We start from the raw sequence: 19,617 nt of genomic DNA, 5'->3' as shown, positions 1-19,617 counted from the left end.
CACTTCTAAATAGGGGTGACCCGGGTATGTAAACACCTTAATCGGCCTACCCGACGCCGTCAAGCCAGCATGCCGTCATGACAGCATTTTTGTAACATTGCTTTACACAGCGCAACGTTCCTTAGTTCTGCGGGCTTCCTGGGGCAGGGAGGCATCCCCCTCGGTTTACCCGATTGATACTGACCCGATTGATGGCCTTCAGGGAGCAAGGTGAGTTCCCTGTCATCACCGTAGCTGGGACAGGGCCGATTGGGGAGAGACGTAAACTTATACGACGCGCAGAGAATTCACGCCAGAGCGGCCGATATGCTTTGACTACAGGCTGATCTACAGGGCTAAACCCAACCTTTGAGCAAGCGAAGGGAATTGCCTGCAACGGCTGGTTAGATCCGGCGATCGGTGGTGCCCCTAGCGATCGCCCCCATAACCGGGGAATGCTGTGATTGTTCTTGATGGACGTTTAATCTAGGCGCTGGCCAGCTATGACATTTACCGTGTTCCAACGTGTGTCCTCGGCCCTGCGGCCCCTAGTGGCCCCGGTCACTCCATCTCCAGATCAAGCTGGGGTCGCTTCTGAGTTTGCCTCTGGAGTAGAGAGGTCGGTTCAAACTTTTCAGCAGTGGTATACCGAGGGAGAAACCCTAGCCAACGCGAGAGACTACGCGGGGGCATTGCGCTGTTTTGAGGCAGCGGCGATCGCGGCTCCTAGAGATGTGCCGACGTTGATTTATCAGGCGGTCTGCCTAATTCACCTAGAGCAATTTCAGTCGGCGCTGGCGATGGCCGATCGGGTCTTGGCGATCGCCCCCAACCATTCCCAAGGCTGGTTGTTTCGAGGCGTGGCCCTCCAGCGGCTGGGGCGCTATCCAGAAGCCTACGCGAGCTATGCCAACGTTGAGGCGTCTTGAGTTAGGGCTTCCTGATCACCAGTTTCTGATCACCAGGGGAGCGCCAAAAGTTGTCAAAAGAGTACACTTGAACGCACTAAGGTAGTTCTTTGAGCGGTAGTTATGGTTGGGGTTGCATCACCCACGGCAGCGTTTCCATCGTTAGAAACGGCCCTTAAACATCATTTTGGCTACGACCAGTTTCGGCCTGGGCAGCGATCGGTGATCGAGGCGGTGCTCAAAAACCAGGATGCCCTGGTGATCATGCCCACCGGGGGCGGCAAGTCGCTGTGCTACCAGCTGCCAGCCCTGCTCAAACTCGGGGTGATGGTGGTGATCTCACCGTTGATTGCCCTAATGCAAGACCAGGTCGATAGCCTGACCGACAATGGCATAGCCGCGACCTGCCTCAATAGCTCGCTAGCCTTTGATACCATTCGCCAGCGAGAGGCCGATCTGCTGGCGGGCAAGATTAAATTGCTCTATGTATCGCCCGAACGGCTAATGAGTCCCGGCTTTTTTGGCCTGCTGGGTCGGTTGATTCAAACGGTGGGGGTGAGCGGCTTTGCCATTGATGAGGCCCACTGCGTCTCAGAATGGGGCCATGACTTTCGCCCTGAGTACCGCCAGATGTCGGTGCTGCGGGAGACCTTTCCCCAAATTGCCGTGATGGGGTTGACCGCCACCGCTACAGAACGAGTGCGGGTCGATATTGCCCAGCAGCTCCGCCTCCGCGATCCCCTGGTGCAAGTGTCGAGCTTTAACCGGCCCAACCTGTTCTACGAAGTAAGACCCAAGAGCCGCGATGGGTATCAGGAGCTGCGGCAGCAGGTTAAACAGCACCGGGGTTCGGGCATTATTTACTGCCTCAGCCGCAAGCGGGTCAACGAGTTGGCCCAGCGCCTCACCGAAGATGGCGAATCGGTACTGCCCTACCATGCTGGCCTGGCGGACGATGTGCGGCAGGAGAACCAAACTCGGTTTATTCGTGATGACGTGCGGCTGATGGTAGCCACAGTGGCCTTTGGCATGGGCATCAACAAACCCGACGTGCGGTTTGTGATTCACTACGACATTCCCCGCAATATTGAGGGCTATTACCAGGAGAGCGGACGAGCCGGACGGGACGGAGAACCAGCCCACTGCACCCTGTATTTGGCCTACGGCGATGTGGCCACCGCCGACTATCTGATCAGCCAAAAACCCGACGAAGCGGAGCAGCGCATTGCCCGCCAGCAGCTCAGACAGATGGTTGACTATGCCGAAACCACGGTGTGCCGTCGCCGGGTGCAACTCAGCTATTTTGGTGAATCCTTAGAGGGGCTGTGCCACCAATGCGATAACTGCACCAACCCGTCGCCGGTAGAAGACTGGACCATTGAGGCGCAAAAGTTTCTCTCCTGCGTAGCCCGCTGTCAAGAGCGCTTTGGCATGGCCCACATTATCGATGTGCTGCGGGGCTCCAAAAAGCAAAAAATTCTCGATCTACGCCATGACCAGCTCTCGACCCACGGCATTGGCAAAGATCGATCGGTGGATGAGTGGCGGCTGTTGGGGCGATCGCTCCTGCACCAGCACCTGGTCGATGAGACCACCGACGGTTACCCAGTGCTCAAGCTCAATGCCGCTAGCTGGCAGGTGCTGCGCAAACAACTAACAGTCGAGGTTGCCGTCCCTCAAAACTTTGCCCCAGGCCCCAACGAAGCGCCCCCAGGCGAAGATACCCCAGAGGTGGCCCAGCTGTTAACCGTGCTCAAAGCCCTGCGGAAACAATTGGCTGACCAGCAGAGCGTGCCCCCCTACGTGGTCTTTCCAGAGTCGGCCCTGCGGCAGATGGCCCAAACTCGACCCCAGACAATTGAGGCCTTTGGTCAAGTGTCGGGGGTGGGCAGCCGCAAGTTGGCCCAGTATGGTGAAGTGTTTACCGATGCTATTCGTCAGTTTTGCGCTGACTACGGGCTAGAGTCGGCCCCAAGCGCCGCCAGAGGTCGATCTCGCCCTGCTAGAGAACGGCGCCAGAGCGTGGGCGACACCCACCGGCAAACCTTGGAACTGCATCGGCAGGGGCTATCGATCGAGGAGATTGCTGAGCAACGTGGGCTCAAAGCTACCACCATCGCCAGTCACCTGGAACAGTTGATCCGGCAAAGAGAAACGGTCGACATCAATCAGTTAGTCACCGTCGATTGCCAGCGCGCCATCGTAGAGGTGCTGACAGACGGGGAATATGGCTCACTGACCGAGATTCGCGATCGCCTTGGCCCCACCTTTAGCTACGAGGATATTCGCCTAGTACGCGCCGCCTGGCAGCTGGAACAACAGCCCTAGCCAGGGAAAGCCCCCAACGACAAAAATGACTAGCTCATTTAACCCTTCACCTAGGCGTTAGGCGGAGGGGTAGACAGATCTAAAACGCTCAATAGCTCTACTAGACGGCCTAAATCAGTCAAGTAAAGATAACCAACCAAAGCTTCAAACCCCGTGGACTGCTGATAAATTTGACTGTCCACTCGACGAGGCCCCCGCGACGAGGCATTGCGGCCCCGGCGCAGCAGGTCTTGCTCGGTGTCGGTTAGCAGCGGCAACAGCAATTGAACCTGGCGGGCCTGCTGCTCGGCCCGTACCTGGTTAACCACCTGCTGGTGAAAAGCCTGAATGCGTTTGGGAGGGAGCAAAAAACTCCCCCGCACAAACAGCTCGTACACCGCATCGCCAATATAGGCTAGGGCTACGGGCGATAAGGCGTTAACCTGCTCTGGGGTAAGGGCCGCAGTAGAGCTTTGGGCGCTGAACTGGAGCAGCCACTGCAGGCTGGTAGACGTCTTGGAGGGCAGTTCGGCCACAGCTACCTCTGGCTAGGCCAATGGCTGGCTAAGGCTATTCACTGGGCGGGGTTTCGAGGTTGGCGATCGCATCATCCACCGAGGGCTGTAGCGACAAAAACTTCTCTAACCGCACTAGCTTAACGGTCTGGGTCACCCGAGGGTTAGTTACCACTTGTACGGTACCGCCCTCAGTGGTGGCCTTTTTCACCAACTGCACCAGTGCACCAAGACCCGAACTATCGACAAAGTCAATAGTTGCTAAATCCAAGATGATATTTTTCGGCCCTGCTTCAACGTACTTAGACATCACCTTACGAAAGGCAGGTTCTGAGAACGCGTCTAGCAAACCCGTGAGGCGAAAAAGTTGATAGGTTCCCCTGACATCGCGGGTGCCTCGTAAGCTTACGGTCAGGGTTAGAGATTCAGCGATGGGAAACCTCCTCGGTGCTCCAATTTCGACGTTAAATATAGGTCAGGATACAGTCGTCTGCAAGGGGTGAAACCGTACCCCACCTGAGGCGGCCAGAGAGCCTAGACCCGAGCTAGACCTTAGACAGATCTAGAGTTGCCGCCCTGCCGTAGACAGATAGCATATAGCGGTTTGACCAAATTGTGCCAACCCGATGGCAGAACCTCAAAATCAGATCTGCAAAAATACTGAGATTAAACTGGCAAACGCTGCTGGCGGTGGGTTCGCATGGTATCTACGAACTTGGCAAACAGGTAGTCAGCGTCATGGGGGCCAGGGCTCGCCTCAGGGTGGTACTGCACCGAGAATAGCGGCAGCGTCTTGTGAGCTAACCCCGCTACGGTCTGATCATTCAAATTCAGATGGGTTACCGTCACCGCATCATTAGGAATAGAGGCGGCGTCGAGGGCAAAGCCGTGGTTTTGGCTAGTAATCTCAACCTGGCGTTCTAGACCGCAAGGCTGATTTAGGCCCCGGTGGCCAAACGGCAGCTTAAAGGTCGAGGCCCCCAGAGAGAGGCCTAAAATCTGGTGACCCATGCAAATGCCAAAGGTGGGCAGCGCGTAGTCTAACAATGCCTGCACCAGTTCGGGAGCCTTGGTCACCGCCGCCGGGTCGCCAGGACCATTAGAGAGAAAAATGCCGTCGGGTTGGTAGCTCATAATTTGCTCTGGCGTAGTACTGGCGGGCACCACCACCACGCGGCAACCATAGCTGGCCAAGCGGCGCAGAATATTGCGCTTTACCCCAAAGTCAACGGCCACCACCGTCAGAGGGGCTGCCTCACCCGGAGGCTGTGCTGTCGGGCCAAACTCCCAGGCCGCATCGGTAATCTCAGTCCACTCGTAGGCCTGGTCGGTGGTGACTTGATCAACCAAATTTAGACCCGCCATGGAAGGCGCATCCTGAAGCTGACGCAGCAGTTCTTCAGGATCGAGCACGGTAGTCGAAATGGCCCCGTTCATGGCTCCCACCGTACGCAGCTTACGGGTAAGGGAGCGGGTGTCAATACCAAAAATGCCGGGAATTTTGTGGGTCTTGAGGTAGTTGGGCAGCGACTGGGTAGAGCGCCAGTTGCTGGGGATTTCGCAAATATTACGGGCGATCGCACCGGTGATGTGAGGGCGACTCGACTCCTCATCATCGGGGTTTACACCGGTATTGCCCAGCTCTGGGTAGGTAAAGGTGACAATCTGGCCGCAGTAGCTGGGGTCAGTCATGACTTCTTGATATCCAGTCATGCCAGTATTGAAAACCACCTCGCCCATTACGGTGCCCGGTGCCCCAAACGACCAACCGCGAAACACCGAACCATCGGCTAAAACCAGCACGGCTGGAGGGGCATCAGGAAAAACCATGGCGATTTGCTCAGCGCTACGAATCGCTATTATCCTAAGGCCAAAGGTCAAATTTAAGCTATGAACCAGAGATTAAATCTCTTGGGTTTACAGCGGCTTGGTCTACCAGTAGTTGTGTGGGCATACTGGGATATGACCTGGCAGACAAATCAGCCAAAACCACAATTGCGATGGTCGAGGGAAGTCCGACGTTGAGTACAGCCGGTACAGCCTCTGCAAGTACAGCCTTTAGACGGTGAAATTAGGATTTTATGGGTAGACCCTGGGCCATCACACATTGGTTTATGCTCGGGAGTCTGGCCTGGAGTTTGGGGGGCTGTAGCCTCGCCCAGGGTCAGCGACCAACGACAACCGCCGATAGTCTGTCAGGGGAAGCTGGCGAGTCAGCTCTCTCAGTGCAAGCCGCCCCCCCGGCTAAAGTAGCCACCTCGCCCCCGTCAGCACCCGCTACCGATACGTTCCGCGAAGCCGTGAATCGGGCCACCAACGCCGTCGCCATCGGTCAGTCAGCCCAGTCAACAGCCGATTGGCAGCTAGCGGCTAGCCGGTGGCAACAGGCGATCGCCCTGATGGAGCAAGTTCCCAGCAGCAGCCCCAACTATGCCCAGGCCCGAACCAAGGTCCAAGAATACAAACAACACCTGGCCGCTGCCCAGCGTAGCGCCACCGACAACATCCTTGCAGCCCCGGCCCCGGACCTGGCCAGCCCAGCACTACCGGCTGGGCTGGCCGCTCAAATTCCCATTCAGCGCCGCCAGGGGGGCACGCCCGTAGTGGCCGTTACCCTCCGGGGCACAGGCGGTACTCAGACCTTCCCAATGCTGTTTGACACAGGCGCAACCGGTACTTTAATCACCCCGGAGATGGCCCAAGCAGTAGGCGTGGCCATAGTAGGCGAGACCCAGGCCAGAATTGCCGACGGCAGCGTGGTAAAGCTGCCCATTGGCTATGTAGACGCCCTAGAACTAGGCGGCCTGCGGCGCGAGAAGATTAGGGTAGCGATCGGCGGCAGCTATGGCCTACTCGGCCAAGACATCTACGGCCAGTACGGCATCGCTATCGGCTCTCACATGATTCACTTACATAAGTAATCCCACCTCAGGTTGCATTCCCAGTTCGGACTGGAACCTGAAACCCGAAACCCGAAACCCAACACCTACCACCGCTCCCACATACGTCCTCTTACAGTGAAAAATCTGTGAGAATATGCAGCAGGCTTTGATTGTGTTTGAACTGCTATGACTGTGTCTGTGCTGCCTGCCGCTGCCGCTGCCCTGAGCGAACCAACCTCCCTCGACCTAGCGACGAGAGTGCAGCTAGCGTCCGTCCAAACTCCATTGATTGAGACTCCCATTCCCACAGCCTACGTGGCCGCCGAGGATGCCGCCAGTTCACCACCGCTGCTGCTGATCCACGGGTTTGACAGCTCGCTGTTTGAGTTTCGCCGCCTGCTGCCCCTGCTCGCCCCCCGCGCTTGGGCATTGGATTTATTGGGATTTGGGTTTAGCGATCGCACCCTCAGCCCCGATCTCTCCCCTGGGGCAATCAAGCTTCACCTGCACAGCTTTTGGCAACAGCACATCAACCGCCCTGTGGTGCTGGTGGGGGCCTCCATGGGCGGGGCCGCCGCCATCGACTTTGCCCTCACCTATCCCGATGCCGTAGCTGGGCTGGTGCTGATCGACGCCGCCGGGTTTGCCGCTGGGCCAGCCATGGGCAACCTGATGGTGCCGCCGCTCGATAGCTGGGCCACGGCCTTTTTGCGCAACCCTAGGGTACGGCGCAGCATTAGCCGCCAGGCCTACTTCGACAAAGCCTTTGTCACCGCCGACGCCGAACTGTGCGCTGCCCTGCACCTACTGTGCCCCGGCTGGAAAGAATCGCTGATTGCCTTCACCAAAAGCGGGGGCTACAACTTTTTGACCGCCAAAATTTCGCAGATTGCCTGCCCTACCCTGGTGGTCTGGGGTGAGCAGGACAAGATCTTGGGCACTAAAGACGCGCGGCGGTTTGAACAGGCGATCGCCGACTGCGAGCTAGTCTGGGTAGCCCAGTGCGGCCACGTGCCCCACTTGGAAAAGCCTGAGGCAACGGCAGCGGCGATCGCCGCCTTTGTGGCTCGGCTAACCTAAAGCAGCCAACAATTTGCCTAGCTACCCCAGCAAATTTTCACCAGATGTTTCAAGATATGAAGGGTGGGTAGCCCAGTATGCTGGTCTACGACGGGTTCGAGCTATTGATTTTGGAGCTATCTGACGGGTATGACGCAACTTTTTCCCCAGACCAGCACCCCAAAGTCCGCTGACTCGGAGGCCGCCTCAGAGGCCGCCTCTAAGCACACAAGCCCCCCTAGCCAGCCTCCCCAAACTTCAGACTCGACGGATCCCCTCAGCCCCTTTGTCGCCCGCCACCTGGGGCCAACGGCAGAGGACACGAACGCCATGCTAGAGGCCCTTGGATACGCCTCCCTCGCCGATCTGATCAGTGCCACCGTTCCCGCTGCGATCCGCCTACCCCAGCCGCTAAATCTGCCCCAGGGGCTAGACGAAGCGGCGGCCTTAGCGGCGCTCCAGGCCCTAGCTACCCAAAATCAGGTGTGGCGATCGTACCTGGGCCTGGGCTACGCCAACACCCTGACCCCAGCGGTGATTCAGCGCAACGTCCTTGAGAACCCCGGCTGGTACACCCAATACACCCCCTACCAGCCCGAAATTGCCCAGGGGCGGCTAGAGGCCCTGCTGAACTATCAAACCCTGGTGACCGACTTAACCGGGATGGAAATTGCCAACGCGTCTCTGCTAGACGAAGGCACCGCCGCCGCCGAGGCCATGACCCTGGCCTTTAACGCCCGCAAACAGAAAGACGCTAACACCTTCTGGGTCTCTAGCGCCTGCCACCCCCAAACCATTGCCGTGGTCAAAACCCGCGCCCTGCCCCTGGGCATCGAGGTGATGGTTAGCGATCACCGTGCCTTTAGCTTTGATACCCCTGTCTTTGGGGTGCTACTGCAATACCCCGCCACCGATGGGGCGATCTATGACTACGAAGACTTTGTCGCCCAAGCCCACGCGGCCAACACCCTCGTTACCGTTGCCGCTGACCTGCTCAGCCTCACCCTGCTGCGACCTCCCGGCGAGTTTGGGGCCGATATTGTGGTGGGCAACACCCAGCGGTTTGGCGTGCCCCTGGGCTTTGGTGGCCCCCATGCGGCCTTCTTTGCCACGCGAAACAGCTTTGCCCGCAAGCTGCCCGGTCGGCTGGTGGGCGTCTCTAAAGACACCTACGGCAACCCCGCCCTGCGCCTCACCCTGCAAACCCGCGAGCAGCATATTCGCCGCGATGCGGCCACCAGCAATATCTGCACTGCCCAGGTGCTGCTGGCCATTATGGCGAGCATGTATGCGGTTTACCACGGGCCAGAGGGTCTGAGAGCGATCGCAGCCCGCCTTTACCACCACACCCAAACCCTGGCCACAGCCCTCTCTGAAGCTGGCTTTGAACTGGGCCAAGCCCCCACCTTCGACACGCTGCGGGTAACTGTGGGCGACGCCCAGGCCGCCATTCTCACCCGCGCCACCGACCACCGCATCAACCTGCGTGTACTGGATGCCGAAACCCTAATCGTCGCCCTCGACGAAACCGTCACCGAGCGCGATCTCCAAGACCTAATCACCGTCTTTACCGGCAACCCATCCACCCATCCACCCGCCCACGCTCCCACTCCCCCTCTCCCCCAGTCCCTCACCCGCACCACCCCCTACCTCACTCACCCCACCTTCCACCGCTACCACTCTGAAACCGAGATGCTGCGGTACCTGCATCGCCTGCAAACTAAAGATCTCTCCCTGGCCACAGCAATGATTCCGCTGGGCTCTTGCACCATGAAGCTCAACGCCACCGCCGAGATGGTGCCCGTCACCTGGCCAGAATTTGGGCAAATTCACCCCTTTGCCCCAGCCGAACAGGTTCAGGGCTATCGCCAGCTGTTTGCCGATCTAGAAGCCTGGTTGGCAGAAATCACCGGCTTTGACGGTGTATCGCTTCAGCCCAACGCCGGGGCGCAGGGAGAATACACCGGTCTCCTAGTCATCCGGGAATATCACCAGCAGCGGGGCGACCATCACCGCAACCTCTGTCTGATTCCTCAGTCGGCCCACGGCACTAACCCCGCCAGCGCCGTGATGGCAGGCATGAAGGTGATTCCCGTGGCTTGTGACGAGGATGGCAACATCGACCTAGCCGACCTCCAAGCCAAAGCTGAAAAACATAGCGCCAACCTGGCAGCGCTGATGGTCACCTACCCCTCTACCCACGGAGTGTTTGAGGCCGACATTACCGAAATCTGCGCCACGATTCACGCCCACGGTGGCCAGGTCTATATGGATGGAGCCAACATGAACGCCCAGGTGGGCCTCTGTCGCCCCGCCGACTTTGGAGCTGATGTCTGTCACCTCAACCTGCACAAGACCTTCTGTATTCCCCACGGTGGCGGCGGGCCAGGGGTGGGGCCCATTGGGGTGAAGGCGCACCTGGTGCCCTATCTGCCGGGGCATAGCCTGGTGGCGGGGGTTGGCGGCGACCAGGGCATTGGCGCGGTGACGTCGGCCCCCTGGGGTAGCGCCAGTATTCTGCCGATTTCATGGATGTATATCGCCATGATGGGGGGAGCGGGGCTAACCAAGGCGACTGAGGTCGCTATTCTCAACGCCAACTACATTGCCCAGCGTCTAGCGGGGCACTACGACATTCTTTACACCGGGCAAAATGGCCGGGTGGCCCACGAGTGTATTCTCGACCTGCGACCCTTTAAGAAATCGGCAGATATTGGCGTGGAGGACGTGGCGAAGCGACTCATCGACTACGGCTTTCACCCACCGACGATGTCGTGGCCAGTGGCGGGCACGCTGATGGTAGAACCAACAGAGAGTGAGTCTAAGGCAGAGCTCGATCGCTTCTGCGACGCCATGATTGCCATTCGCGATGAGATTCGCGCCATTGAGGCGGGTGAGAGCGATCGCACCCACAACCCACTCAAGCACGCTCCCCATACCGTCGCTGACCTAGTCGCCGACTGGAACCGGCCCTACAGCCGCGAGCAAGCTGTCTTTCCTACTCCGTTTACCCGCAGCGCTAAGTTTTGGCCCGCCGTCAACCGGATTGACCAGGCCTACGGCGATCGCAACCTCGTCTGCTCTTGCATCGGCATGGATGCCTATGGGGAAGCCTAGGGCTCTGCCCGCCATGGGTTCAACGGTGAGGCATTTTCAGGGCGCTTTAGCTCAGCCTTTAAATCGTTTCTGTAGATGCCGCAAAGGCTGCAACCGGTAGCTTTGCCTTTAAGCTAAAGCTGTTGATTTTTTTGCGACGGTATCCCCAATGGCCAATACACCTCAACCTAAGGTCATTTTTTTAGATGCGGTTGGCACACTGTTTGGGGTGGCGGGCAGCGTTGGTGAAATCTATGCTGACTTAGCCCAGCACTACGGCGTAATTGCCGACCCAACAACTCTCAACCAAGCCTTTTTTCGCACGTTTAAGGCTGCCCCAGAGATGGCCTTTCCCGGTAGTGACCCAGCCACGGTGCCCGAGCAGGAGTATCTGTGGTGGCGGGTGCTGGCCCAGCAGACCTTCAGCAGTGCTGGGGTGCTCGATCGCTTTGTCGACTTCGACAGTTTCTTTGCCGACCTCTACGCTCACTTTGCCACAGCCACACCCTGGGTACTGTACCCCGACGTTCCACCAGCCCTAGAGCGGTGGCGGCGGCGGGGCATTGCTCTAGGCGTTATTTCTAACTTCGACACCCGGCTATACGCCGTGCTCGAAGCCCTCGATTTGATCAACTATTTCAGCTCGATCACAATTTCCTCCGAGGCCGGAGCCGCCAAGCCCGACCCGCTGATTTTTGCCACAGCGCTACAAAAGCATGGCTGCGAGGCCAGTCAAGCCTGGCACGTGGGCGACAGCAAAGCCGACGATTTCGAAGGGGCCAAAGCCGCCGGACTACAGGGAATTTTAGTAAAACGCTAGAGCGCGAGAAACCGGGTTTCGGGTGTCAGGTTTCGGGTAACAGGCTATTTCCTGACACCTGACACCTGACACCCAACACCTGCCCCCATACGCCCGCTACCGACTCCCCTGAAACACCAGCTCTGCCGGGCCAGTCATATAGACGCGATTGTCGGCGGCAGACCATTCAATATGCAGGGGGCCACCGGGGAGCTCTACGGTAGCGGCGCGATCGCATACCCCACTCAGCACCCCGGCCACCAGCGACGCGCAGGCTCCAGTACCGCAGGCGAGCGTAATGCCAGCCCCCCGCTCCCAGACCCGCATCTTGAGATAGTCAGGCCGCACCACCTGAATGAACTCAGTGTTGATGCGTTGGGGAAACGCCTCATGGTGCTCAAATTGCGGCCCGATAGCTTCTAGGGAAATGGTCGCCACCTCATCGACAAAAGTGATGCAGTGGGGGTTGCCCATGCTGACGCAGGTGACCGACCAGGTTTGATCAGCCACGGTCAGAGGTACACCCACGACCTTTTCCTCAGCCGCCGCCAGGGTAGTCGGAATGTCTTTGGCCAACAGATGGGGCGGTCCCATGTCTACCGTGACTTGACCATCGGGCTGAAGGGTCGGTGAAATTAGCCCCGCCAGCGTGTGAATTCGGTAGGTGTGGGGGGCCTGGGGGGTGCTGCCGTCAGCCGTCTCTAGGGTTTCTAAGAATTTGGCCAGACAGCGAATACCATTGCCGCACATCTCCGGCTCTGAGCCATCAGAATTGTAGATGCGCATGGTGTAGTCGGTGCCTCCCTGCCCTGGCAGCGCAAAGATCACTCCGTCAGCACCAATGCCAAAGTGGCGATCGCACCAAGCCGCCGCCTGCTCAGGAGAGAGCACCGGCTCTGACTGATGGCGATTGTCCACCAAGATAAAGTCGTTGCCCAGACCGTGGTACTTGCTAAATTCCATAGTGCGCCGATGCTGAATGAGTAGACTTTAATTATCGACCAAATTGGGTAGATGGGCAGGCCCGGAGACATGACCATCGACTGATCACCATCCCCTGCCTCACCGATGCACTTTGCTCAACAAATTCTCCCCAACCTGTCGCCTAAGCCGAAAGAACAGGGTACCGTAAGACCAGCATGAGTTTACTGATCTAATGCCATGTCCCAAGAGTTTGCCACTGGTTTCCCGAGCGTTCGACAGGTTCAAACCCTGATTCGAGACAAATCTACCGTTGACGTCAAACTCATCACTGGCGACCTCATCTCTGGTCGGGTCGTTTGGCAAGATCCCCAATGCATCTGCGTAGAAACCGATGATCAGAGCAAGCACCAAATTTGGAAGCAGGCCATTGGCTTCCTCAAATATTCGTAGTTTGCCATGCTGCCCCTAAGCAGTCTTTACATCTTTGCCTGTCGTCTGCCTAGGTGATCGGGGCACACTAAACCCAGGTGGATACTTACCCCAGTTAATCTTCCAGCCCCCCAGATTTCAGTAAAGCCGTTAATCCGCCAGTTTTATGGAGCGTTTGGCCAAATGACTATCGAAAAAATTGTTGAACAAGCCCTGCAAGACGGCTACCTGACCCCTGCCATGGAAGCTGAAGTCGGCCGCATCTGCGACACCGCCGCTGAGCTTTCCATTGAAGAATACATGGCCCTCGATCGCCTCATGGGCGCGCTGCTAACTGGCGAAGTTGTGGCAGTACCCCGCAAACAGTTCATCAACGTCATGGAAGAACTGGTGCTCACCGAGGCCATCTCACGGGTAGCCGAAATTGAATCTAACTCGGACAAAACTTTAGATCTAGGCGACATTGCGGCCTATGCCCTCAACCGGCTACCGCCCCTGTACGCCACCACCGAAGAAGGGGCCAACTTCCAGCGCGAAAATGCCCGAGGTGAGCTATCTGATCTGATCGCGACCCAGGTGCAGCAGGCGATTTCCCGCAACCTTGACCAACCTGACTTCTACCCTGAGCGCCAGACCATTCAAAAGAAGGGTGGCGAGAATGTGCTCAGCCAGGTGAGCTCACTGCTGCAAGACCACGCCCACAAATTCGAGCCGGCATCCAAGGCGTAGATTTTGTCCAGGTGGGCACCGTAGCCCGGTGCAATACCGCTAAACCAGGGTCTCGATCTAGCCAGTTTGCTCGGCGCGATCGCGGCCCTGGTTAGTTTTAAAGGCGATAAATCGCCATCCCCTCTAAAAGCTTGGTCCCATACCAAATCCAATTCACAAAACCCCGCTTCTCAAAAGACCAACCCGCAGGAGCGCATGGCATGCGTCCTGCTGAACCGGGGGTAGCTAACCAGGCTTTGGTATGAGTAGTTTGGTGGTATCGGATGTAGGCGGGGGATCAGTGGCAAAAGCCGGTCGCTGATGGCTCCAGGGGCTAGCCTGCTCTAGCTGAGCCGCCAGGGCTAAGATTGTCGCCTCAGCGGCGGGGCGGCCCACCAGCTGCACCCCCACCGGTACGCCGTTGGGGTCAAAGCCAGTGGGTATGGCCAGAGCGGGTTGACCGCTGGCGTTGAAGGGTGGGCAGGGAGCCACCCAGTTGATCACATTGTCGAGAATTTTGGGCGATCGCAGTCCTTTCCAGGCACCGACTTTGATGACCGGATGCATATATACCGGCATTAGCAGCACGTCGTAGGGCTGGCAAAACTGCACAATCTGCCGCGCCACCCGCTGAAGCTTGGCCACCGCCCGCAGGTAAGCGCCACTATTAATGCGCCAGGCCCGCCAGTAGAGCCAGCGGTTCATCTTCTCTAGCACCACAAAGGGCACTCCCACCTCGGCAATGACACATTCCCACAGCACCGTGAAGGGCTCAATCAGATCTGCCAGGTTGGGAAAACTAACTTCCTCAGCCGTGTGGCCCAGGTCTTCGACCTTCTGCACCGTTTCGTAGATAGCCTGACGACAGACTGGGTGAATCTCGCCAATAGGGTCGAGGCGAGTGACATAGCCAATGCGCAGGGGCTTCAGCGGGGTGTGCAAGCCGTCCAGGAAGGAAGGGTCTGGGTCGGGCAGCCAGTAGGGGTCGCCCACTTCGTAGCCGCTGAGAACATCTAAGAGGGCCGCAGTGTCAGCCACAGTGCGCCCCAGGGGGCCATTGGCTGCCAGCCCGCTCAATCGCTCTCCCACCGGAGAAAAGCTAATTCGCCCGCGAGAGGCCTTCAGGCCCACCAACCCACAGCAAAAGGCTGGTCCGCGCAGCGAACCGCCGCCGTCAGACCCCTGGGATAGAGCACATAGCCCAGCGGCTAAAGCTGCCGCACCGCCGCCGCTAGAGCCGCCGGGCGTGTAGTCTAAATTCCAGGGGTTGCGGGCGGGGGGAAAGCCCGGTGGCTCGGTATAGGGCAGCGATCCCAGCTGGGAGGTGGCCGTTTTGCCCAAAATGACCATGCCGGCCTGGCGCAGCTTACTGACAATGTAGTCGTCTTGATCGGCAATGCGATCGCAGGCCGCCTTGATGCCATAGGCACAAGCTACCCCCTCGACGGGGTTTAGGTCCTTGACCGACACGGTGACCCCAAACAGGGGCGGCAGGTCATCGGGGTTGCTGACCAAATGCTCGGTTTTGGCCCTAGCATCGGCTAAGGCCTGGTCTGCCATCACCGTGACGTAGGCCCCGAGAGCTGGGTTAAGCCGCCCAATCCGCTCTAGATACACTTCTGTGAGTTCTAGCGGCGAGATTTCTTTACTGCGAATCAGCCGGGCTTGTTCGAGGGCGGGCAAGAAGGCCAGGTCGACTGAATTCATAGCTACAGGGTCAGCGACTGGGGATTGTTCTCAATCACGTTAGCTAGATCTTTCAGGAAGGCGGCAGCATCGGCTCCGTAGATGATGCGGTGATCACAGGTGATATTGACCTGCATCTGACGCTTCACGCCCATCAAGCCATCGGCGGTGGCGACCACCGTAGGGCGAGAGGCTCCGATCGCCAAAATTGACCCTTGACCTGGGGGCAAAATGGCATCAAAGCGATCGACGCCAAACATGCCCAGGTTCGACAGGGTAAAGGTGCCGGAATTGTACTCATCGGGCTGCAGCTGCTTGGAGCGCGATCGCGCCACCAGATCGGCCCAGGTCCGCGAGAGGGAATAAATATCGGACTGATCAGCATTTTTGAGCACAGGGGTGATCAGCCCGCCACCTTCCATCGCCACGGCTACAGCAATATTGATGCCCGAGCGGTACTGAATACCCTGGTCGGTGTAGCCCGCATTGAGTAGGGGGTGCTTTTGCAACGTGACAGCCACGGCCTTGGCCAAAAGCCCGGTCATGGTCACGCCCTTAGACTTGATTTGCTTATAGAGCCCATCTAGAGCATCGGTGGTAATGGTGTAGCCCACGTGGAAGGTAGGCACCGCCAGACTAGCCGCCATATTGCGTACAACAGCCTGCTGAAGGGTGTTGAAGGGCACCATCTGGCCCAGGGGTGCAGCACTGGGGGCTGGGGCAGCAGCGGCAGGGGTCGGGGCGACAGGCATTGAAGCAGCGGCAGGAGCGGGGGCGACGGGGGCCGAGCTAGCCGTTGGGGTCGGGGTTTTGCCTGCCGCCAGTTCAACATCTTGAGCGACAATGCGGCCGTGGGGGCCACTGCCTTGTAGGGTAGACAGGTCTACCTTGAGATCTTTGGCCAGCTTGCGGGCGCGGGGAGAGATAACCACCCGTCCGCTGGGACTGCCCGTAGAGGTTGAACCATTTTGGGTAGCGGGGGCAGGAGCTTCAGCTACCGCCACAGGGGCAGCAGCGGCAGGGGCAGCTTCCCCACCGGCATTACTAGCTTTAGCGGCGGCTTGCTGCTTCGCGGCCTCGACCTCGGCTTCGGTTTCAGCCAAAAGCGCGATCGCCTCACCCACCGGAGCTGTACCCCCGGCCTCCACCACAATGGCCGCCAAAATACCCTCGTGGAAGGACTCTACGTCCATGTCGGCCTTGTCCGATTCGACAATGACCACCGTCTCGCCCTTTTCAACCTTGTCACCGGGGGCTTTGACCCAAGACACAATCTTGCCTTCGGTCATAGTTGAACTCAGGGCAGGCATGAAGACTTCGCGAATCATGGAGGTGACTTCCGAAACGGGGTTAAAACGACAGATCAGTAGAGATACCAGGGAATTATTCTATCCCTAAGGCTGGAACCTTTAGGTCATCAGTGGTCAAATTGGAGGATGGCGGTGAGCGGGGTGAGCGCAGACCTGACCCCAGCCTGGCGCTAGAGTTCGCCGCGAATTTCTTGAATCACACCGTCTTTGATCAAGATCTCGACTTGAAGCTTGCGCACCAAGTTATCGCCCACCGCAACGTTAAAGAAGCTCTCGACCTTGCCCTGGTCAACCTCGGCATCCACCGCTAGGGTCTGCACTTCTTGCAGCTGCTGGAGACTTTGATTTTTTTGCTGAAGCAACTTGCTCTTGTCTTGGTTGAGCTGGTTTTGAATATTGCCCATCTGCTGCTGAATGGCCGCCCCGCTGTTGGGCTGGGTTTCAGCCTGCTTTTGCAGCTCAGCTACCATACGCTGTCCCTGCATTTCGAGCTGCTGCAACCGACCATCAATCTGGTTAATTTGGGCTTGCAGCTGCTTCTGGGCTTCCTCTTTCCACAGAGGGGTCACAATCGCCTTAATGTTGACTACCCGCTTGAGCAGCAACGATTGATTTTCATCCATAATCTTTGACTTTAGTAAAGAAATCACCAATATCGCCTACGACTCCCTGGCAGGGGCAGCCGGACTGTTCTGCCTGGCACAGCGGCAGGTTGGTGAAGTCTTTGCACCACCCGCAGCTACACAAACATCGCGTCAATCATATCGCGATACCGGTCGGTAACCACGGGACGACGCACTTTTAGGGTTTGAGTGAGCAGACCATTTTCGATCGAAAACGGCTCCAAGATTAGGCGGAAAGGTCCAACGCGATCGTCGGGGCGATAGCCAGGACGGTCTTTGACCTCGCGGCCCAGTTCGTTGCGAAACAGCTTCTGCACTCGGTCATCGTCGAGGGTGATGGCGATGCAGTCGGCGGGGGCGGGAGTGTCGTCGCCCGGCACGGCAAGAAAGAGCGATTGGGTAGCGGCCCAGCCTTGCAGGGCATCGACATTGGGCACGATCAGCGCGCCGAGCGATCGCTGGTCTTGGCCCACCAGCATAATCTGATCGATGTAAGGGCTACGAATGCAGGCGTCTTCGATCGGCTGCGGTTCAATATTCTCGCCGTTGGTGAGCACAATCGTATCTTTGGCCCGCCCGGTGAGCACCACATTGCCGTCGCGGCTAATCCAGCCCAGGTCGCCCGTGTCGAACCAGCCCTCGGGGTCGATCGCCTTTTGGGTGGCTTCGGGGTTGCGGTAGTAGCCCTCCATCACCTGCGGCCCTCGGGCCAGCACCAGCCCCTGGCCGCCCTGGGGCAGCTCTTGACGAGTCTCAGGGTCGACGATTTTGATTTCGGTGAAAGGAATCGGTTGCCCTGCCGCCCCGCGCAGATTACGCCAGGGCCGCCGGGCCGAGAGCACCGGGGCGGTTTCGGTGAGACCGTAGCCCACTATTAGCTGTACGCCAATAATTTCAAAGAAAATGTCGATATGCCGGGCCAGCGAACCGCCGCCGCTAATCAACTGCTTGACCTGACCACCCGTGGCCTCGCTCACCTTACCGTAGACTAGCTTCTTGCCCAACTGGTGCAGAGGCCAGAGCACCAGCGCCATCAGCCCTGATCCTAGCCGCTTCAGCGACGGTAGGCTAGGTTCGTCAATTTTCATGTCTTGCCAGCGCCAGAGGTTTTCGACGTAGCGCTGGCTGAGGCCAAAGAAGGTGAAGATCAGCTTTTGCTTACCGGGGCTTTGCTCGCGAAACTGCTTTTGTGCCCCTTCATAGATCGATTCCCAAAGGCGAGGTACGCCGACCATGTACTGGGGCTTAGTGGCCTTGAGGTCAGCCTTGAGATGGCGAATGCTGCTATAGGTCTGGGTGCAGCCCCGCGACAGCAAAAAATATTCGGCGGTGCGCTCAAAGCTGTGCCAGGAGGGCAAAATACCCACCACGCGATCGCCCGGCACCGGCTGCACCACCGACTCTAGGGTGTTGATCTGGTGCAGCAGGTTGCGGTGGCTGAGCATCACCCCCTTGGGCTGCCCCGTGGTGCCCGAGGTGTAGATCAGCGTCGCCAAGTCTTCAGGCTGAAGGGTAACCGGGGTGTAGGGACGCTCAGCCCCGAGGGTCATAAGCTGGCTAAAGTTGAGAATTTTTAGGCGATCGTCAGCGGGTGGGGTTTCGTCTGACAGCAAAATCACCAGGGGGATGGGAAGGCTGTCGAGGCGATCGCGCAGCTGCCCCAGTAGAGCTACCGTTTCTACCACTAACACCGTGCTTTCGCTGTGTTCGGCAATGTAAATCAGCTCTTCTTTGTCAGCGGTGGCGCTACGCACGGCGTTCATGCCCCCAGCGGTCATGATGCCCTGGTCGGCAATGAACCAACGGTGGCTGTTATCGGCAAAAAGAGCCACATGGGCGCGGTTTTCGATCCCTAGGGCCTGCAAACCGCTGGCAAAGGTGCGAATAGCTTCGGCTAGTTGGCGGTAGGTCAGCGTCGCCGCAGGCTTGCCGTGGGGATCGTTGAGCGCTACGGTATCGCCAAATCGTTCAGCCACAATCGGCCAAATTTCGTGCAGGGCCTGAAGCCGTTCGTAGGGGTTGTGGGCTTCTAGACAGGCGCGATCGCGCTGACGCACCTCTTGCAACGCAGTTGTGGATACAGACATAGCGACCCCCAAAAACTCACGAAAGGCTTGCGGCCATAGTACCGCAGCCTGGCTTTAGGCTAGCCCTAAAGCTTAAGGGCCTTAACATTGGCCGTTCCAGAATTCGAACTGGTTACCCCTGGGCGAGGCCGATACCATTCAGCGCTCTTGCCATCCGGCAAGCTTTAGAAAGTCTTCGGTTCGTGACGAACAGCTTTTCTTTTGGGCGAAGCAAACTATAGGAAAGTTAGTCATTCGCTCCTGCGTTCTCCCATCGCTTCCAGAGGCGATCTGTTCTGTTATCGAGTCGGCTAGACTCAACCACC

General features: G+C 58.2%; 16 protein-coding genes. 8 read left to right on the top strand and 8 right to left on the bottom strand.

From position 1 onward, the window contains the following. The first annotated feature begins 482 nt into the window (after positions 1–482). Positions 483–908, top strand: coding sequence for a tetratricopeptide repeat protein (locus RRF56_RS19190; RefSeq protein ID WP_317034767.1), 426 nt, complete (start codon positions 483–485; stop codon positions 906–908). Between the two features lie 102 nt (positions 909–1,010). Continuing rightward, positions 1,011–3,215: a DNA helicase RecQ gene (gene recQ, locus RRF56_RS19185; protein WP_317034766.1), complete on the top strand. Its 2,205-nt coding sequence runs from the start codon at positions 1,011–1,013 to the stop codon at positions 3,213–3,215. A gap of 50 nt (positions 3,216–3,265) precedes the next feature. Here the strand turns inward: recQ and RRF56_RS19180 are convergent, their stop codons facing one another. The 3 genes from RRF56_RS19180 to carA all read right to left on the bottom strand — a co-directional run bounded on the left by RRF56_RS19180 (position 3,266) and on the right by carA (position 5,539). Continuing rightward, positions 3,266–3,730, bottom strand: a complete 465-nt coding sequence (locus RRF56_RS19180; protein ID WP_317034765.1) for a Mini-ribonuclease 3 — start codon at positions 3,728–3,730, stop codon at positions 3,266–3,268. Positions 3,731–3,764: 34 nt separating this feature from the next. Next, entirely contained in the window at positions 3,765–4,142 is a 378-nt protein-coding gene (locus RRF56_RS19175) for an STAS domain-containing protein (protein ID WP_410510642.1), read from the bottom strand. 233 nt (positions 4,143–4,375) lie between these two features. Further along, positions 4,376–5,539 carry a glutamine-hydrolyzing carbamoyl-phosphate synthase small subunit gene (gene carA / locus RRF56_RS19170; protein WP_317034764.1) on the bottom strand — a complete coding sequence of 388 codons (1,164 nt, stop codon included), beginning with the start codon at positions 5,537–5,539 and terminating at the stop codon, positions 4,376–4,378. Positions 5,540–5,823: 284 nt separating this feature from the next. Between carA and RRF56_RS19165 the strand changes: the two genes are divergently transcribed. The 4 genes from RRF56_RS19165 (at position 5,824) to RRF56_RS19150 (ending at position 11,566) form a co-directional block, all read left to right on the top strand. After that, complete coding sequence (locus RRF56_RS19165; protein WP_317034763.1) at positions 5,824–6,630, top strand: TIGR02281 family clan AA aspartic protease; 807 nt, start codon at positions 5,824–5,826, stop codon at positions 6,628–6,630. A gap of 147 nt (positions 6,631–6,777) precedes the next feature. Continuing rightward, positions 6,778–7,671, top strand: a complete 894-nt coding sequence (locus RRF56_RS19160) for an alpha/beta fold hydrolase (RefSeq protein WP_317034762.1) — start codon at positions 6,778–6,780, stop codon at positions 7,669–7,671. Positions 7,672–7,800: 129 nt separating this feature from the next. Then, the gene (gcvP, locus tag RRF56_RS19155) at positions 7,801–10,767 is read left to right on the top strand and encodes an aminomethyl-transferring glycine dehydrogenase (protein ID WP_317034761.1); all 2,967 of its coding nucleotides are present in this window, start codon (positions 7,801–7,803) and stop codon (positions 10,765–10,767) included. A 148-nt stretch (positions 10,768–10,915) separates the two neighbouring features. Further along, complete coding sequence (locus tag RRF56_RS19150; protein WP_317034760.1) at positions 10,916–11,566, top strand: HAD family hydrolase; 651 nt, start codon at positions 10,916–10,918, stop codon at positions 11,564–11,566. Positions 11,567–11,662: 96 nt separating this feature from the next. Here RRF56_RS19150 and dapF read toward each other — a convergent pair whose 3' ends face one another. Next, positions 11,663–12,508, bottom strand: coding sequence for a diaminopimelate epimerase (dapF, locus tag RRF56_RS19145; RefSeq protein WP_317034759.1), 846 nt, complete (start codon positions 12,506–12,508; stop codon positions 11,663–11,665). A 198-nt stretch (positions 12,509–12,706) separates the two neighbouring features. Between dapF and RRF56_RS19140 the strand changes: the two genes are divergently transcribed. Next, positions 12,707–12,919 (top strand): Hfq-related RNA-binding protein, encoded by a 213-nt coding sequence (locus tag RRF56_RS19140; RefSeq protein ID WP_317034758.1) that lies wholly within the window; start codon positions 12,707–12,709, stop codon positions 12,917–12,919. Positions 12,920–13,081: 162 nt separating this feature from the next. Beyond that, positions 13,082–13,627 carry a late competence development ComFB family protein gene (locus RRF56_RS19135; protein ID WP_317034757.1) on the top strand — a complete coding sequence of 182 codons (546 nt, stop codon included), beginning with the start codon at positions 13,082–13,084 and terminating at the stop codon, positions 13,625–13,627. Between the two features lie 225 nt (positions 13,628–13,852). Here RRF56_RS19135 and RRF56_RS19130 read toward each other — a convergent pair whose 3' ends face one another. The 4 genes from RRF56_RS19130 to RRF56_RS19115 form a co-directional block, all read right to left on the bottom strand. Further along, positions 13,853–15,313 (bottom strand): amidase, encoded by a 1,461-nt coding sequence (locus RRF56_RS19130; RefSeq protein ID WP_317034756.1) that lies wholly within the window; start codon positions 15,311–15,313, stop codon positions 13,853–13,855. Positions 15,314–15,315: 2 nt separating this feature from the next. Continuing rightward, positions 15,316–16,620 carry a dihydrolipoamide acetyltransferase family protein gene (locus RRF56_RS19125; protein ID WP_410510496.1) on the bottom strand — a complete coding sequence of 435 codons (1,305 nt, stop codon included), beginning with the start codon at positions 16,618–16,620 and terminating at the stop codon, positions 15,316–15,318. A 152-nt stretch (positions 16,621–16,772) separates the two neighbouring features. Next, positions 16,773–17,225, bottom strand: a complete 453-nt coding sequence (locus RRF56_RS19120) for a YlqD family protein (RefSeq protein WP_317034755.1) — start codon at positions 17,223–17,225, stop codon at positions 16,773–16,775. 116 nt (positions 17,226–17,341) lie between these two features. After that, positions 17,342–19,312, bottom strand: a complete 1,971-nt coding sequence (locus tag RRF56_RS19115; protein WP_317034754.1) for a long-chain fatty acid--CoA ligase — start codon at positions 19,310–19,312, stop codon at positions 17,342–17,344. Between the last annotated feature and the right edge of the window lie 305 nt (positions 19,313–19,617).

The organism is Nodosilinea sp. E11 (genome assembly GCF_032813545.1).
Lineage (GTDB): Bacteria > Cyanobacteriota > Cyanobacteriia > Phormidesmidales > Phormidesmidaceae > Nodosilinea.
The sequence above is the reverse complement of the archived record's forward strand: the minus strand, read 5'-3'. Positions and strand labels throughout refer to the sequence as shown.

What these genes read in the sequence shown, in the direction of transcription:
- RRF56_RS19190 (WP_317034767.1), top strand. Translation starts at nt 483, where the DNA reads ATGACATTTACCGTGTTCCAACGTGTGTCCTCGGCCCTGCGGCCCCTA.
- recQ (WP_317034766.1), top strand. Translation starts at nt 1,011, where the DNA reads ATGGTTGGGGTTGCATCACCCACGGCAGCGTTTCCATCGTTAGAAACG.
- carA (WP_317034764.1), bottom strand. Translation starts at nt 5,539, where the DNA reads ATGGTTTTTCCTGATGCCCCTCCAGCCGTGCTGGTTTTAGCCGATGGT.
- RRF56_RS19165 (WP_317034763.1), top strand. Translation starts at nt 5,824, where the DNA reads ATGCTCGGGAGTCTGGCCTGGAGTTTGGGGGGCTGTAGCCTCGCCCAG.
- RRF56_RS19160 (WP_317034762.1), top strand. Translation starts at nt 6,778, where the DNA reads ATGACTGTGTCTGTGCTGCCTGCCGCTGCCGCTGCCCTGAGCGAACCA.
- gcvP (WP_317034761.1), top strand. Translation starts at nt 7,801, where the DNA reads ATGACGCAACTTTTTCCCCAGACCAGCACCCCAAAGTCCGCTGACTCG.
- RRF56_RS19150 (WP_317034760.1), top strand. Translation starts at nt 10,916, where the DNA reads ATGGCCAATACACCTCAACCTAAGGTCATTTTTTTAGATGCGGTTGGC.
- dapF (WP_317034759.1), bottom strand. Translation starts at nt 12,508, where the DNA reads ATGGAATTTAGCAAGTACCACGGTCTGGGCAACGACTTTATCTTGGTG.
- RRF56_RS19140 (WP_317034758.1), top strand. Translation starts at nt 12,707, where the DNA reads ATGTCCCAAGAGTTTGCCACTGGTTTCCCGAGCGTTCGACAGGTTCAA.
- RRF56_RS19135 (WP_317034757.1), top strand. Translation starts at nt 13,082, where the DNA reads ATGACTATCGAAAAAATTGTTGAACAAGCCCTGCAAGACGGCTACCTG.
- RRF56_RS19130 (WP_317034756.1), bottom strand. Translation starts at nt 15,313, where the DNA reads ATGAATTCAGTCGACCTGGCCTTCTTGCCCGCCCTCGAACAAGCCCGG.
- RRF56_RS19125 (WP_410510496.1), bottom strand. Translation starts at nt 16,620, where the DNA reads ATGATTCGCGAAGTCTTCATGCCTGCCCTGAGTTCAACTATGACCGAA.
- RRF56_RS19120 (WP_317034755.1), bottom strand. Translation starts at nt 17,225, where the DNA reads ATGGATGAAAATCAATCGTTGCTGCTCAAGCGGGTAGTCAACATTAAG.
- RRF56_RS19115 (WP_317034754.1), bottom strand. Translation starts at nt 19,312, where the DNA reads ATGTCTGTATCCACAACTGCGTTGCAAGAGGTGCGTCAGCGCGATCGC.